Origin of the sequence: Clostridium sp. D5, from assembly GCF_000190355.1 — a bacterium.
GTDB lineage: Bacteria > Bacillota > Clostridia > Lachnospirales > Lachnospiraceae > Faecalicatena > Faecalicatena fissicatena_A.
On record NZ_GL870809.1, the window covers coordinates 535,663 to 549,655 of the forward strand.

Sequence of the window (13,993 nt, forward strand, 5' to 3'; positions counted from 1 at the left end):
GAGCATTCATGGAAGTCCGGCAGGCAGCAGAGAAAAGAGGTGCTGGTTTGGAATTTGAACAGGATTATATTATGAGAATGATAAAGGGAGGAAACAGCGGTCCTTGCACGCATCATATTTCGCAAAACAAGCCCGCAGTATGAGCTGCCGGAAGAGAATAAGTATACGGCAGCAGATGATCTGTATGCCCGTCTTTTGAGAATGGCAGATGCGGGGGCGATTAATAAAGCAGAGAATATGCTCTACCAGGAAATGGATCAGGCAGATCAGACGTATCTGGAGATGGGAATTGGATTTTATGATCATATCAACGAATACGAGGATGAATTTCTGGCGAAAAACGATTATACGAGGAACGAAATCAATGAGGGAATCAAACAGCTGCTTGGTGAGTACGGTATGGATTCCCTGGATGAATTTCTGGAGATTTAGAATTTACATGAAGTAAATATAATAGGAAAGAGGTTGGAAGAATGACAAGATTAGAACAGCAGATTCAGTTCATCAGGGAGATCGACAAGGTGAAAAGTATTTACCGGCAGACCTACCTTGCGGATGGACAGAGGAAGGAAAACGATGCGGAGCATTCCTGGCATATTGCACTGATGGCGGTACTTTTACAGGAGTACGTGCCGGATGCGGATGCAGCAAAAGTTATGACCATGGTGCTGATTCATGATCTGGTGGAGATCGATGCAGGAGATACCTATGCCTATGATTCGGCGGGAGCCGAGACAAAACGTGCCAGAGAAGCAGCGGCGGCCGACCGTATTTTCGGACTGCTTCCGAAGGAACAGGGACAGGAGTTCCGCATGCTGTGGGAAGAATTTGAAGAGTATCAGACACCGGACGCAAAGTTTGCCCACCTGCTGGACAATTTCCAGCCGCTGCTGCTGAACGATGCATCTGGCGGAAAAAGCTGGGCGGAGCACAAGGTGAAAAAGTCACAGATCTATAAGCGAAATGAGAAGATAGAGGAAACATCAGAGGATATATGGGCATGTATGCAGGCCATTGTGCAGGAGCATATAAACAAAGGAAATATTATAGACGGTTAGTGGATAACAGTGGCTTGGGTCCATAAAAACTGAGGATATACCAGGATACGGAAGAAAATGTGGCAGGCAAGTATTTCTGCAGGAGTCAGGAGGTAGAAGAATGTACGAAAAGGAAACAGAACTGCTTCAGAACATGATTGATGAGAGCAGTCATATTGTATTTTTCGGCGGGGCGGGAGTATCTACAGAGAGTAATATTCCGGATTTCAGAAGCGCAGACGGTATTTATCATCAGAAATATAAATACTCGCCGGAGCAGGTCGTGAGCCACAGCTTCTTTATGCAGTATACGGAAGCATTTTACGACTTCTATAAAGAAAAGATGATGATACTGGATGCCAAGCCAAACCCGGCGCATCTCAAGCTGGCAGAGCTGGAACGGGCCGGAAAACTGAAAGCCGTTATCACACAGAATATTGATGGGCTTCACCAGGCCGCCGGCAGCAAAAACGTGTATGAGCTGCACGGCAGTATTCACCGCAGTTACTGTATGAAGTGCCATCGGTTTTACGATGCACAGTTCGTGAAAGCATCAGACGGTATTCCCCGATGTGAGTGTGGTGGGATCATTAAGCCGGATGTGGTGCTGTATGAGGAAGGGCTGGATTCAGAGACCATCCAGGGGGCGGTTAATGCAATTGCAGAAGCGGATACCCTTATCATTGGCGGGACGTCTCTGGTCGTCTATCCGGCGGCGGGGTTCATTGATTACTTCAGGGGAAGACACCTTGTGGTAATTAACAAATCCGAGACAGCGAAGGCCGTCAGGGCAGAACTGAGTATATCTGCGCCCATCGGGCAGATTTTGGAGCGAATTCAGGTTCGATGATGAAAAGAGTACACGAAATAGAAGCAAGACAGTGTGCTCCTGGATTTGTAAGCAGGCGATAACTGCTACTGTATAAAAATAAAAGCCAGCATAATGAACATCGGCGGCAGACATAAGTATGCAAAATACATTCTGTCTGAACCGTCTTATCAACAGGAACTGAGACCTGTTGATAGTTCATATGCCGGCTTTTATTTTATTTACTTTCCCATCTTCCGGACGCGCCGCAAGGCAGAACCAGTCCGTTAGAGCTTACCGGGAGACCGATTTCCTGGGAATCCACATTTCCGTTCCAGGCTCTGAGTTCGGTAGAAATCATATAAGTCAAAACGGCAGGAGCAAGGCCCGTGGTATATGAGTTGACAAGAAAAAAGAGGGCATCCGGGGATAAGATCTGGGTACAGAGTTTGATCAGCGGATGAATCATATCCTCAATTTTCCATACCTCACCTTTAGGACCTCTGCCGTAGGAGGGCGGATCCATAATAATGGCATCGTAAGTATTTCCCCGGCGGATCTCTCTTTCCACAAACTTGACACAGTCGTCCACAAGCCAGCGGATCGGGGCATCCCCCAGTCCCGAAGATACTGCATTTTCCTTTGCCCAGCCTACCATACCTTTCGAGGCATCCACGTGGGTAACCTGCGCACCCGCAGCAGCAGCGGCCAGAGTCGCGCCGCCCGTGTAAGCAAACATATTCAGTACCTTCACCGGCCGTCCGGCTTTTTTAATCTTTTCGGAAAACCAGTCCCAGTTAACAGCCTGTTCAGGAAAAAGCCCCGTATGCTTAAAATTAAAAGGTTTCAGGTTAAACGTCAGCTCCCCATAATGAATTTGCCATTGATGGGGCAGGTCAAAAAATTCCCATTCCCCGCCGCCCTTTGTACTGCGGTGATAATGTCCATTAGGCTTCTTCCAGCCTCTCTGCATTTTAGGCGTGTCCCAGATGACCTGCGGGTCCGGGCGTATTAAAAGATACTCTCCCCAACGCTCCAGCTTTTCTCCCGCGGAACAATCTATGACTTCGTAATCTTTCCAGTTATCTGCAATCCACATATTCTTATCCTTTCTTTCGGAAACTGCCTGTTTAAAAATATAAAACAGGCGGAAAACTACACATATCATCTCATATATAAATAAAATTTTCAATATGGATTTGGGGATATTACAGAAGTAATCAGTTATACAGAAGAGATAATGCGAATAAATTATGTTTACTGGAGGCAGAGTCAGTGATAGAATATATCTATAACTGATTTCAAAGGGGTCAGACCCCTATGAGGTTGAAAGGAGAAATGATATGGTAACAGTGAATGCGATAGGGGACGCATGCCCGATCCCGGTAATTAAGACAAAAAAGGCCCTTCAGGAACTGGAAGGCCCGGAAGTTTTAGAGGTATTGGTTGATAATGAGATTGCCGTGCAGAATGTAGCGAAGATGGCATCCAGTTTCGGCAAAGAGGTGAGCTCGGAGAAGCTTGGAGAAAAGGAATTCCGGATTGTAATCCGAACAGACCGTGCCATGCCCCGGCAGGAAACGCAGGCAATGGAGGAAGCAATGGTGTGCCGCCCGGACAGAAGAAAAGATACTGTTATTGTGATTTCATCTGACCGGATGGGGGAAGGAAATGATGAGCTGGGAGCAGTTTTGATGAAAGGTTTTATTTTTGCAGTATCACAGCTGGAAGAACTGCCTAAGACAATGCTGTTTTACAACGGGGGAGCCAGACTTACAGCAGAAGGCTCCGATTCCCTGGCGGATTTAAAAGAGATGGAGGCCCAGGGAGTGCAGATCATGACCTGTGGTACATGCCTTGACTATTACGGGCTGAAAGAAAAGCTTCAGGTAGGAAGTGTCACCAATATGTATAGTATTGTAGAGACCATGAACGGTGCCAGGAAAGTGATACGCCCATAAAAATATACAGCAAGGTAACATCCATGTTACTAAGGTTTGAAAGAACCAAACCTAAGTCAACAGGATGTGCTTTGCAACTAAGGCTCGAAAAGACCGAGCCTAAGTAGCATAAGCAAGGAGGGAAACGATATGAATACAGGCAAAGACGTGCGTCTTACCCAGATGGCAAAAACAGCCGGGTGAGCGGCCAAAATAGGTCCTGAGACCCTTGCCCAGGTTCTGGGCAAGCTGCCAAAATTCCAGGATGAGAATCTCATGGTTGGAATTGAAACATCAGATGATGCTGCGATCTACAAAGTAACGGATGAAATTGCCATGATTCAGACCGTTGACTTCTTTACCCCAATTGTGGATGATCCGTATACCTTCGGACAGATCGCAGCTGCCAATTCCCTGAGCGATGTCTACGCGATGGGAGGAGAGCCGAAGGTAGCTCTGAATATTGTTGGATTTCCGAACTGTCTGAACCCGGAGATTCTGGGGGAAATATTAAAAGGCGGTGCAGATAAAGTGAAAGAAGCCGGTGCCGTACTCGTGGGTGGACATTCCGTCCAGGATGACGAACCGAAGTACGGTCTGAGCGTGTCGGGCTTTGTACACCCGGATAAGATTTATAAAAATTATGGCTGCAAACCGGGGGATGTGCTGATTCTGACCAAGCAGATCGGAAGTGGTATCATCAATACCGCGGTAAAAGCAGAAATGGCTTCAGAACAGGCCGAGAAAGAAGCAATTACAGTCATGTCTTCCCTGAATAGAAAAGCAAAAGAAGCGGCGGCAGGCTATCCTGTCAGCGCCTGCACTGACATTACCGGATTTGGCCTTCTGGGCCACTGCGCGGAGATGGCAAAAGCCAGTGATGTAACACTGGAGATTCAGGCCGGTCATGTGCAGTTCATCCGGGATGCAGCAGAATATGCAAAAATGGGTCTGATCCCTGCCGGAGCTTACAAAAACCGTGAACACTGCGAGAATCTGGTAGATGCAGAACAGGTGGACGAATATGTTACAGACCTCATGTACGACCCGCAGACGTCGGGAGGACTTCTGTTCAGCCTGCCACAAGAGTATTCGGAGAATTTCATCAGTGAGCTAAAACACGCAGAGCTGGACACGAAAGTATCCGTGATCGGCCGGGTGCTGGAAAGAGAGAAAAAGCTGATCCGGCTCGTACCATAATGAAAAATCAGACCCATACCCTGCAGAGCAAAAATGCGTCCGGAGGGCCTGGATTACCCAGTACATCGTAAAATAAGGTCAGTTTAGCAGACAGTTAATGATTATACGATGTACTAGTACCGCACATAAAATGAAGCATAAAGGAGCAGGTAATGGATAAGAACCTTTTATACCGTAGAATTCCCAAAGTGGACGTTCTGATGGAAAACGATATCATAGAGCAAATGACGGAACTGTACAGCTATGACGGCGTACTGGAAGCCGTCCGCCTGGAGCTGGACCGGCTGCGGGCATATATTGCGTCCTGTGAAGACGAGAAAGAGGCACAGAAGCAGATAGAGGATCTTATGGTGCGGATTGAGCTTACAGCGGCGGATATGCACCGGCCCAATATGACCCGTGTATTAAATGGTACGGGAACCATCCTGCATACCAATCTGGGCCGCGCGCCCCTTGGCATCGAACATCTGAAGCAGATAACATACATTGCAGGTGGTTATTCCAACCTCGAATACGACCTGGAAGAAGGAAAAAGAGGCGAAAGGTATTCACATTTTGAAAGGCTTCTGTGCAGGATCACAGGGGCAGAAGCTGCTATGGCGGTGAACAATAATGCAGCTGCAGTGATGCTGAGCTTAAGTTCCCTGGCGAAAGGCGGGGAGGTCATCGTATCCAGAGGAGAGCTGGTAGAGGTCGGCGGCAAGTTCAGAATCCCCGATGTTATGGAGCAGAGCGGTGCAGTGCTGAAAGAAGTGGGCAGTACCAACAAAACACATATTTCAGACTATGAGGATGCGGTTACTGAAGATACAAAAGCTCTCATGAAAGTTCACACCAGCAATTACCGGATTGTGGGTTTTACAGAATCCGTTCCCGCCGCAGACCTGGCGGCACTGAAAGAAAAGTTTGATCTGCCGCTGATTGAAGACCTGGGCAGCGGTGTTCTGATAGATTTGAGCAAATATGGCCTTACCTATGAGCCGACGGTGCAGGATTCAGTCAGAAATGGCGCCGATGTGGTCTGCTTCAGCGGGGACAAGCTGTTGGGCGGTCCACAGGCAGGAATCATTGTAGGCAAAAAGAAATATATAGACCGGATGAAGAAGAACCAGCTGACGCGCGCCCTGAGGATCGATAAATTTACCGCCTCAGCGCTGGAAATTGTTCTGCGGGAATATCTATCGGAAGAAAAAGCAGTGCAGAATATTCCTGCCTTATATATGATCACGCGGAAACCGGAGGAAGTAGAGCAGGATGCTAAAAAGTTCTGCAGGATGCTCAGGCGTGGGAAGCTTAAGGCAGAATTCGGCGTTGAAAGCTGCGAAGCACAGATCGGCGGAGGTTCACTGCCGCTGGAACGCATCCCCAGCACGGCAGTGACAATCCGTCCTTTGGATATCAGCACGCCGGAGCTGGAGGAAAGGCTCCGCCATATGCCGGTGCCGGTGGTGGGACGTATCATGAATGACAAAATCTTTCTGGACATGCGGACATTTGAGGGAAATTTCATGAATTATTTCACCAGAATTTTAAAGGAACAGAATGTCCTGGAAAAGGAAGGAAATCGATATGAAGCATATTATTATCGGAACAGCGGGCCATATTGACCATGGTAAGACAACGCTGATAAAGGCTCTCACGGGGCGCAATACGGACCGCTGGGAGGAGGAACAGCGCAGAGGCATCACCATCGATCTGGGCTTCACCTGGTTTGATTTGAAGAACGGAAACCGTGCCGGGATCATAGACGTGCCGGGACATGAAAAGTTTATCAATAATATGGTTGCCGGTGTCGTGGGAATGGACCTGGTGCTTCTGGTAATCGCGGCCGATGAGGGAATCATGCCCCAGACAAGGGAACACATGGATATTCTGGAAATGCTCGGAGTCCGGAAAAGTATTCTGGTTCTGAATAAATGTGATCTGGTGGATGAAGAATGGCTGGAGCTGGTAGAAGAGGAGATTCGGGAAGAGCTGCAGGGAACATTTTTGGAACATGCTCCTGTGGTCAGGGTATCTGCCGCCACCGGCGAGGGAATTCCGGGACTGGTGGAGACCATTGAGCGGCTGAACGAGGAGGAAGTGGAGGAGAAGGATATTTATACCATTCCACGTCTTCCCGTGGACCGGGTGTTTTCTCTATCCGGGTTCGGTACAGTAGTAACCGGCACGCTCGTCAGCGGAACGATTTCAAAAGAAGATGCGCTGGAAATGTTTCCAAACGGCAAGGAGTGCAAGATCCGCAATATCCAGGTGCATGGCCAGGATGTAGAAAAATGCTGCGCAGGGCAGCGTGTGGCAATCAATATCTCCAATATGAAGAAAAAGGAACTGCAGAGGGGCTGCGTTCTTGCACCGCCCGGCAGCATGAAGGAATCCCGGCTTATGGATGTAAAACTGGAGATGCTGGACTCTTCGGTGCGTGTTCTGGCAAATAACACAAGACTGCATTTCTTCAGCGGTACAAGTGAAGTGCTGTGCCGTGCCGTTCTGCTGGGGGATGAAACACTCGGACCCGGCGAGAGCGGCTATGTCCAGCTCAGAATGGAAGAGGATGTGGCTTTCCGAAGAGGCGACAGATTTGTCGTACGTTTTTATTCTCCCATGGAAACCATCGGCGGCGGCGTAATACTGGAGCCCAATGCGGGGAAAAAGAAACGGTTTTCTGAGGAGGTCCAAAAAAGCCTGAAGCAGAAGGAATCCGGATCCGCAGAGGATGTCATAGAGCTGCATGTAAAAGATTATTCGGAGACCATGGCAGCGGTGTCAGAACTTGCCAAACTCACTGCATTATCCAGAGAAGAAACAGAAAGTGCGGTGACTGCACTTGGGGATGAAGGACTCGTCTGCGTTTTTCCGATGAAAAAAGATACCTATGTATGGCATACCGCGGATGAACATGCCTGCAGAGAAAAAATACTGAGCGCCCTTAAGGCGTATGTGGTGAAGTATCCGTATCGCTATGGAATGGCAAAAGCGGAGGTTCACAGTACCTTTATGAAAAAGGTAAAACCGAATATTTTTGACAAATATATTGAGTATCTGGAAGCACAGAACAGTCTGAAACGCCATGAAGAATATCTGGCTCCTGCGGGCTATGAAGTAGCCAGGGATGCGTTATTTGATAAGGTACGGCGAAAGCTGCTCGGCGTGCTGAAGCCTGCCGGATATGATTTTGTCCGGTTTGCGGACATCAGTTTTGGCGATATACCGGACCGCACGGTGGAGGATATCCTGCTTTTGATGACGGACAGCGGAGAAGTTGTAAAAGTTGCAGACGGAATGTATACACTTGGTTCCTATATGGAGGAAGCCCGGGAAAAGATTCTGGAAAAGCTGAAAGCGGATGGGAAAATTACGATTGCCGAGATCCGGGATATGTTTGGCACAAGCCGGAAGAGTGCCAAGCCGATTCTGGAATACATGGACAGTATCAAGGTGACCCGCAAAACGGGTGCAGAAAGTGAAAGGATATCAAATCTATGAATCTGAAACAATTAGAGGCCTTTGTGTCGGTTGCAGAGGAAGGCAGTTTCTCAAAAGCGGCGAAGCACCTGTTTCTGACCCAGCCTACCGTGAGTGCCCATGTCTCCTCCCTGGAACAGGAACTGGGGGTCTGCCTGTTTGTAAGAAACACAAAAGAGGTCAGCCTGTCGGAGGATGGAAAGAAGCTGCACGGCTATGCAAAACAGATGATTGTGCTTCAACGGGAAATTGAAACCGTCTTTGACCGGACCAGAAAAGAGAGCAGCCACTGTATCTATATTGCCGCATCCAGTGTCCCTTCCCAGTATCTGCTCCCTCAGATACTGGCAAAGTTCAGCGAGCTGTATCCCAGGGAACGTTTTAAGATTATGGAGACGGACAGCGCGAAGGTGGTCGAGCAGGTGATAAACGGGAATGCCGACATCGGATTTACCGGGACCGTGCTGGAGAAAAAATACTGCAGGTATATTCCGTTTTATCAGGATGAGCTGGTCATTATAACTCCAAATACGGAAAAGTTTAAAAATCTGCATGAGAAGGGCGGAACGAAGAGACAGGCAGAAAAAATGTGGATTCAGGATGAACCTTTGATTATGCGCGAAGAAGGATCAGGAACCCGCAAGGAGGCGGAACGTCTCCTGAAAAAAATGGGGATTCATACGGATGCACTGAAGGTCGTGGCAAGCATGGAAAATCAGGAGACAATCAAGCGTTCGGTCAGCCGGGGCGTGGGGATTTCCATAATTTCACGTCTGGCGGCGGAAGACGAGATCAGGGCAGGCGAGGTCCTTAGCTTTCCTTTGGATGTGGAGGCGGGGAAACGTTATATAAATGTTGTCTATAATAAGAATTTCCAATTATCCGCTCTGGCAGAAAGTTTCCTGCGGGTGGTGAATAAGGTATACCCGAAGAGCACCCCGTAATTCATGCCCTTCGCAGTCTGAGCCGCTATAGAAGATATCTATAGTGGCTTTGATTTATGAGGGTTTTCAATTAGACTCTGAGGAAACGGCAGGTTATACTGGGTATGTATGGAAATGGAGGGGGAGTTATGATTTACATGGATAATGCGGCAACAACAATGCAGAAGCCGGAAGAAGTGGCGGAGGCCGTAGTCAGGGCTATGAATTCGATTGGAAATGCGGGGAGAGGCGCAACGGAGGCATCTCTCAGTGCATCCAGAATTATTTATGACACGCGGGAAAAGCTCAGCCGCTTTTTTAATGCAGAAAATCCCAGGAGAATTGCCTTTACAGCGAATTCTACAGAAAGCCTGAACATAGCCATCAAGGGAACACTGAATCCCGGTGATCATGTAATCACAACGGTACTGGAACACAATTCGGTTCTCCGCCCACTATACGAATGCCAGGAAAAAGGAACAGAACTTACGATTCTGGGATGTGATGAAAAGGGTAACATTTCCTATGAAGAGATGGAAAAAGCGGTCAAAAACAATACGAAAGCGATTGTATGTACGCATGGATCGAATCTGACCGGCAATATGATCGATATTGGGAGAGTGGGTCTGATTGCCAGGCAATACGGAATACTGCTGATTGCAGATGCTTCCCAGACTGCCGGCGTGTTTCCCATCGATGTACAAAAAATGCACATTGATATTCTGTGTTTTACCGGCCATAAGGGCCTGCTGGGGCCACAGGGAACCGGAGGCCTGTATGTCAGAGAGGGTCTTTTAGTACGCCCGCTTCTAAGCGGCGGCAGCGGTGTGGATACGTATAATACCCATCATTCGCAGGAGATGCCGACAGCGCTGGAGGCCGGAACCTTAAATGGCCATGGAATTGCCGGTTTAAATGCAGCAATGGAGTATCTGGAGGAAAAAGGGATTGACTGGATACGGAAAAAAGAATTGGCTTATATGCGTCAATTCTATAAAGGAATTTCCATGATCCCGCAGGTGACAGTTTACGGCGACTTTGAAGCAAAAGAGCGGTGTCCGATCGTTTCCTTTAACATTGGGGACTATGATTCTTCTGATGTAAGCGACGAATTATATGTGACATATCATATTGCCACCAGACCTGGTGCACACTGTGCACCACTGATGCACAAAGCATTGGGGACTGAAAGCCAGGGAGCCGTGAGATTCAGTTTCTCACATTACAATACAGAAGAGGAAGTTGATTTAGCAATCCAGGCAGTGAGAGCATTAGCAGCAGAGTAGGAGGGAAACAAATAGTGAATTTATCGGATTCAAAAAAGAAATTAGCAATCGCAGGGGTGGTATGCGGACTCGTAGCGGCGTGTCTGGCATATTTTGGAAATCCTGCAAACATGGCATTTTGTATTGCGTGTTTTATCAGGGACACTGCAGGAGCTCTGGGAATGCATCAGGCAGAAGCCGTACAGTATGCGCGTCCTGAAATCATAGGGCTTGTGTTGGGAGCATTTATTATTTCAGCGGCTACAAAAGAATACCGTTCGACGGCAGGATCATCGCCTATGATACGTTTTATCCTGGGAATGGTCATCATGATCGGATCGCTTGTGTTTTTGGGATGCCCGCTCAGGATGGTAATCCGTATGTCCGCAGGAGATCTGAATGCATGGGTGGCCCTTATCGGATTTGTACTTGGTGTAGGAACCGGCGTATTTGCCCTCAAAAAAGGCTTCAGTCTTGGAAGGGCACACATTACAAATAAAATGAGCGGTGCGGTACTTCCGGCGCTTATGCTTGGAGTATTGATCCTCGAGGCGGTGACAACTTTGCTGAAGGCAAGCGAGGCCGGCCCCGGAAGTATGCATGCGCCTCTTATAATGTCCCTCATCGGCGGTCTGATATTTGGAGCAATGGCACAGAAATCAAGGATGTGTTTTGCCGGAGGGATCCGCGATGTCATATTAATGAAGAATTTTGATCTGTTAACAGTAATTGGCAGTCTGTTCGTAGTCATGTTAATATTCAATATTGCAACAGGCAGATTTGTATTAGGATTTAATACACCGGGTATTATCGCACACTCCGAGCATCTATGGAACATTCTCGGAATGTATGCAGTAGGTTTTGCAGCAGTGCTGGCCGGAGGATGCCCATTAAGACAGCTGATTTTAGCTGGTCAGGGATCCTCGGATTCCGCAGTGACAGTGCTGGGAATGTTCGCCGGGGCAGCGGCCTGCCATAACTTCGGCCTTGCCGCAAGCGGAACAGCAGTAAACCCGGAAACAAAAGAACTGGTGGCCGGAGCGGTGCCCTTCTACGGGAAAGTAGCGCTTATAATCTGTATTGCAGTATGCTTTTTAATCGCGTTTACAAATAAAAGGGAAAAAGCATAGACATACATAATGCCAGAAAATTAAAATAAGGGGTTTCAGGGAGATTGTCCCCTTGAAGCCCGAAGTATAAAGTAGTATTCTATGAAAGAAGGTATTATATTATGAAGGAAGTAGATGCAAGAGGTCTCTCCTGTCCAGAGCCGCTGATGCTGACCGCAGAGGCACTAAAAAAGTTCAAAGAGCCGGTAAAAGTCCTGGTCACCGAGCCGCACCAGAAGATGAACGTAGAAAAGTATGCCAGAGATCACGGCAGAAAAGCCGCATCATCTGAGACAGAAGACGGATTTGCAGTAATGATAGAATAAAATGAGAAAAAAAGAGCTAAAATTAGTAGTAACATTTCATACAACCGCAGACGCCATGGCAATGGAAAAACTATGCCGTAATCAAAACATCCCCGGCAGACTCATCCCCGTCCCCCGTATCCTGTCCGCAGGCTGCGGCCTTTCATGGTGTGCCGAACTGTCAGAAATAGAGTTAGTCAAAAAAGCAGTACAACTGGCAGGGATCGAAGAAGAAGCAATCCAGGAATGCATGGTATAAGCTATGTGAGAAAGGATACGTATGAACCACATTACGCGTCAGCCAATCCCATCCGCCTCCCCCGCCAGACATCTCCCCCCGTATAAGTTATATAAGTACAGCCCGGATGCAAGCAGCCTGGCCGTGAGGGTGTGGGCGGTGAAGCAGGGGAGGTACGGCGGTGCTTGCTGATGCCTCATAGTGTGCCGTGTTTCCGTTGGGATAAAATTAAAAAATCTGATGGACAGACTTTGCTCTCCAAAGCAAAGTCTGAGGCGACTAAGGCCCCAAATCATCAGATTTGGGGCCGCATGTCGCTGGTTCCATCAGATTTTTCAATTTTATCCCTACGAAAACCAGGCTAAACGGCCGGTATCCAAAAGCACCGGCAGACATCCCCTCCGGCGCCCCATACACCATCACAGGCTGGCGGACACCCTACCGAATATACCCATTCTGATAAGCCAAAGTTCGATTCTCGCTATAGAGTTCTGCCAGTGTTGCCTGATAATAAGGTTCCACATAGAATATTCCAACAATTCCAAATGAGATTGCTTCCAGTATTCTCCAGCCTATAAAGGATAAGTCCAGTACGAATACTTCCCACTTCTGTCCCATCATCATTTTTTTGCTGATCAGAAATGCTTCTTCTCTTCCCATTCCCGGATTCTCGGCCAGGATATATGGCACCATCAGGTATTCATAATGTTTTATGATTCCAGGCACGACAAACAGCAGTGTCCACAAAAAGGTGAACAAATCCCGCAGGAACATGGTAAGGACAATATTTCCATAATGACCGGATTTGAATCCGTATCCCAGGTTCCCAGCCGTTGGCATCTCTGTCTGGTTAAGTACAAAAAAGCGGTAACCGCCGACCACCAGTACGTTACCGACGAAAATTGCCAGCAGAAGCATTCCAATTCCTAGAACAGCAGCGATTCCGGCCAGCGCTATCCAAAGCAGAGAGAACTCAGAAAAGTAACCCCATCCATCGTAATTTCCATGAAATCCTCTGGAGCCGTTAGATCCTGAGGCGGTAAAAACTGCCGCTACAATGGACATGACAAGAGCAACAACAACTGAGGCCCAGTAGTTTCTCTGAAATGCCTGCCTTCCTCTCATTTTTAAATCAAATCTCGTCCACATAATCTTAACCTCCTGTATAATCAGCTTTTCTTAAGCCTCATTTATTATACTCCAATTGGCTGCGGAAATCTACTGATTAAGTGATTCTTAAATCAAAATTAAGCATTTGTGGATTGGAAGACACATGAAGTGGAACGGGTCCCCGTCCCGCTGCCCGAAGCTGCATTTATTCCCTTTCAAGATCAGCGATCGATTCGTATCCGTACATCCTCGCCGAATTTTCTCTGATAAGAGCCGCCAGATTTCTGTTCTGTGCAGCACACTCCTGAATATATTGGGAATACAACATTTCGGTGTGTTCTCCATAGGAATACAATTCCCCTCTCTGATACGTCTCTATCGAAGTTTGGCCGGGTGCTTCCTGGAATGCATGGATCGGGCGCCCACGCATTGCATAAGCCGGATACTCCTGCTCAAATTCTTCCGCCCATTTTACATGGACGGCTACCGTTGCTTCAATGCGCCGTTTCCGCTCCTCTGAAATTACGGGGAGTGCCCATTCCAGTTGTTTGTACTGTTCGGGCGCCGTCCTTTCCATCATAAACGCATACTTA

Annotated in this window: 14 protein-coding genes and 1 pseudogene; 12 read left to right on the forward strand and 3 right to left on the reverse strand. The window is 47.9% G+C overall.

The genetic code is table 11. The annotated features are described in order from the left end of the window. Positions 1-105: 105 nt before the first annotated feature. The 3 genes and pseudogenes from HMPREF0240_RS02235 to HMPREF0240_RS02245 all read left to right on the forward strand — a co-directional run. Positions 106-432 (forward strand): annotated as a pseudogene (locus HMPREF0240_RS02235) (DUF6483 family protein); the annotation flags it as partial. Between the two features lie 41 nt (positions 433-473). Further along, positions 474-1,058 (forward strand): HD domain-containing protein, encoded by a 585-nt coding sequence (locus tag HMPREF0240_RS02240; RefSeq protein WP_009001832.1) that lies wholly within the window; start codon positions 474-476, stop codon positions 1,056-1,058. A gap of 100 nt (positions 1,059-1,158) precedes the next feature. After that, the gene (locus tag HMPREF0240_RS02245; protein ID WP_035312270.1) at positions 1,159-1,887 is read left to right on the forward strand and encodes an NAD-dependent protein deacylase; all 729 of its coding nucleotides are present in this window, start codon (positions 1,159-1,161) and stop codon (positions 1,885-1,887) included. A gap of 196 nt (positions 1,888-2,083) precedes the next feature. Here HMPREF0240_RS02245 and HMPREF0240_RS02250 read toward each other — a convergent pair whose 3' ends face one another. Further along, entirely contained in the window at positions 2,084-2,944 is an 861-nt protein-coding gene (locus tag HMPREF0240_RS02250; RefSeq protein ID WP_009001834.1) for a class I SAM-dependent methyltransferase, read from the reverse strand. Between the two features lie 244 nt (positions 2,945-3,188). On the opposite strand from HMPREF0240_RS02250, the gene yedF reads away from it, so the two are divergent. The 9 genes from yedF to HMPREF0240_RS02295 all read left to right on the forward strand — a co-directional run bounded on the left by yedF (position 3,189) and on the right by HMPREF0240_RS02295 (position 12,311). After that, positions 3,189-3,806: a sulfurtransferase-like selenium metabolism protein YedF gene (gene yedF, locus HMPREF0240_RS02255; protein WP_009001835.1), complete on the forward strand. Its 618-nt coding sequence runs from the start codon at positions 3,189-3,191 to the stop codon at positions 3,804-3,806. A gap of 129 nt (positions 3,807-3,935) precedes the next feature. Beyond that, complete coding sequence (gene selD / locus HMPREF0240_RS02260; RefSeq protein ID WP_083806100.1) at positions 3,936-4,985, forward strand: selenide, water dikinase SelD; 1,050 nt, start codon at positions 3,936-3,938, stop codon at positions 4,983-4,985. Positions 4,986-5,137: 152 nt separating this feature from the next. Beyond that, positions 5,138-6,592 (forward strand): L-seryl-tRNA(Sec) selenium transferase, encoded by a 1,455-nt coding sequence (gene selA / locus HMPREF0240_RS02265; protein WP_009001837.1) that lies wholly within the window; start codon positions 5,138-5,140, stop codon positions 6,590-6,592. Next, entirely contained in the window at positions 6,555-8,471 is a 1,917-nt protein-coding gene (gene selB / locus HMPREF0240_RS02270; protein WP_009001838.1) for a selenocysteine-specific translation elongation factor, read from the forward strand. The genes selA and selB overlap by 38 nt, the downstream gene beginning before the upstream one ends. Then, positions 8,468-9,394 (forward strand): selenium metabolism-associated LysR family transcriptional regulator, encoded by a 927-nt coding sequence (locus HMPREF0240_RS02275; protein WP_009001839.1) that lies wholly within the window; start codon positions 8,468-8,470, stop codon positions 9,392-9,394. Before selB ends, HMPREF0240_RS02275 begins: the two co-directional genes overlap by 4 nt. A 128-nt stretch (positions 9,395-9,522) precedes the next feature. Further along, complete coding sequence (locus HMPREF0240_RS02280) at positions 9,523-10,659, forward strand: aminotransferase class V-fold PLP-dependent enzyme (protein ID WP_035312272.1); 1,137 nt, start codon at positions 9,523-9,525, stop codon at positions 10,657-10,659. Positions 10,660-10,673: 14 nt separating this feature from the next. Next, positions 10,674-11,768 carry a YedE family putative selenium transporter gene (yedE, locus tag HMPREF0240_RS02285; RefSeq protein WP_009001841.1) on the forward strand — a complete coding sequence of 365 codons (1,095 nt, stop codon included), beginning with the start codon at positions 10,674-10,676 and terminating at the stop codon, positions 11,766-11,768. Positions 11,769-11,869: 101 nt separating this feature from the next. Beyond that, the gene (locus HMPREF0240_RS02290) at positions 11,870-12,073 is read left to right on the forward strand and encodes a sulfurtransferase TusA family protein (RefSeq protein ID WP_009001842.1); all 204 of its coding nucleotides are present in this window, start codon (positions 11,870-11,872) and stop codon (positions 12,071-12,073) included. A 1-nt stretch (position 12,074) separates the two neighbouring features. Continuing rightward, a complete protein-coding gene (locus HMPREF0240_RS02295; RefSeq protein WP_009001843.1) occupies positions 12,075-12,311 on the forward strand; it encodes a DUF3343 domain-containing protein in 237 nt (78 codons plus the stop codon). 417 nt (positions 12,312-12,728) lie between these two features. On the opposite strand, the gene HMPREF0240_RS02300 is transcribed toward HMPREF0240_RS02295, so the two are convergent. Together HMPREF0240_RS02300 and HMPREF0240_RS02305 are read right to left on the reverse strand one after the other, a co-directional pair. Beyond that, positions 12,729-13,439: a DUF975 family protein gene (locus HMPREF0240_RS02300; RefSeq protein ID WP_035312273.1), complete on the reverse strand. Its 711-nt coding sequence runs from the start codon at positions 13,437-13,439 to the stop codon at positions 12,729-12,731. A 166-nt stretch (positions 13,440-13,605) separates the two neighbouring features. After that, positions 13,606-13,993 (reverse strand): DUF4125 family protein (locus HMPREF0240_RS02305; protein WP_035312506.1); only part of this gene is annotated, 388 nt, incomplete at its 5' end.

Coding starts and splice junctions, on each gene's coding strand:
- HMPREF0240_RS02240 (WP_009001832.1), top strand. CDS start 474: ATGACAAGATTAGAACAGCAGATTCAGTTCATCAGGGAGATCGACAAG.
- HMPREF0240_RS02245 (WP_035312270.1), top strand. CDS start 1,159: ATGTACGAAAAGGAAACAGAACTGCTTCAGAACATGATTGATGAGAGC.
- HMPREF0240_RS02250 (WP_009001834.1), bottom strand. CDS start 2,944: ATGTGGATTGCAGATAACTGGAAAGATTACGAAGTCATAGATTGTTCC.
- yedF (WP_009001835.1), top strand. CDS start 3,189: ATGGTAACAGTGAATGCGATAGGGGACGCATGCCCGATCCCGGTAATT.
- selA (WP_009001837.1), top strand. CDS start 5,138: ATGGATAAGAACCTTTTATACCGTAGAATTCCCAAAGTGGACGTTCTG.
- selB (WP_009001838.1), top strand. CDS start 6,555: ATGAAGCATATTATTATCGGAACAGCGGGCCATATTGACCATGGTAAG.
- HMPREF0240_RS02275 (WP_009001839.1), top strand. CDS start 8,468: ATGAATCTGAAACAATTAGAGGCCTTTGTGTCGGTTGCAGAGGAAGGC.
- HMPREF0240_RS02280 (WP_035312272.1), top strand. CDS start 9,523: ATGATTTACATGGATAATGCGGCAACAACAATGCAGAAGCCGGAAGAA.
- HMPREF0240_RS02290 (WP_009001842.1), top strand. CDS start 11,870: ATGAAGGAAGTAGATGCAAGAGGTCTCTCCTGTCCAGAGCCGCTGATG.
- HMPREF0240_RS02295 (WP_009001843.1), top strand. CDS start 12,075: ATGAGAAAAAAAGAGCTAAAATTAGTAGTAACATTTCATACAACCGCA.
- HMPREF0240_RS02300 (WP_035312273.1), bottom strand. CDS start 13,439: ATGTGGACGAGATTTGATTTAAAAATGAGAGGAAGGCAGGCATTTCAG.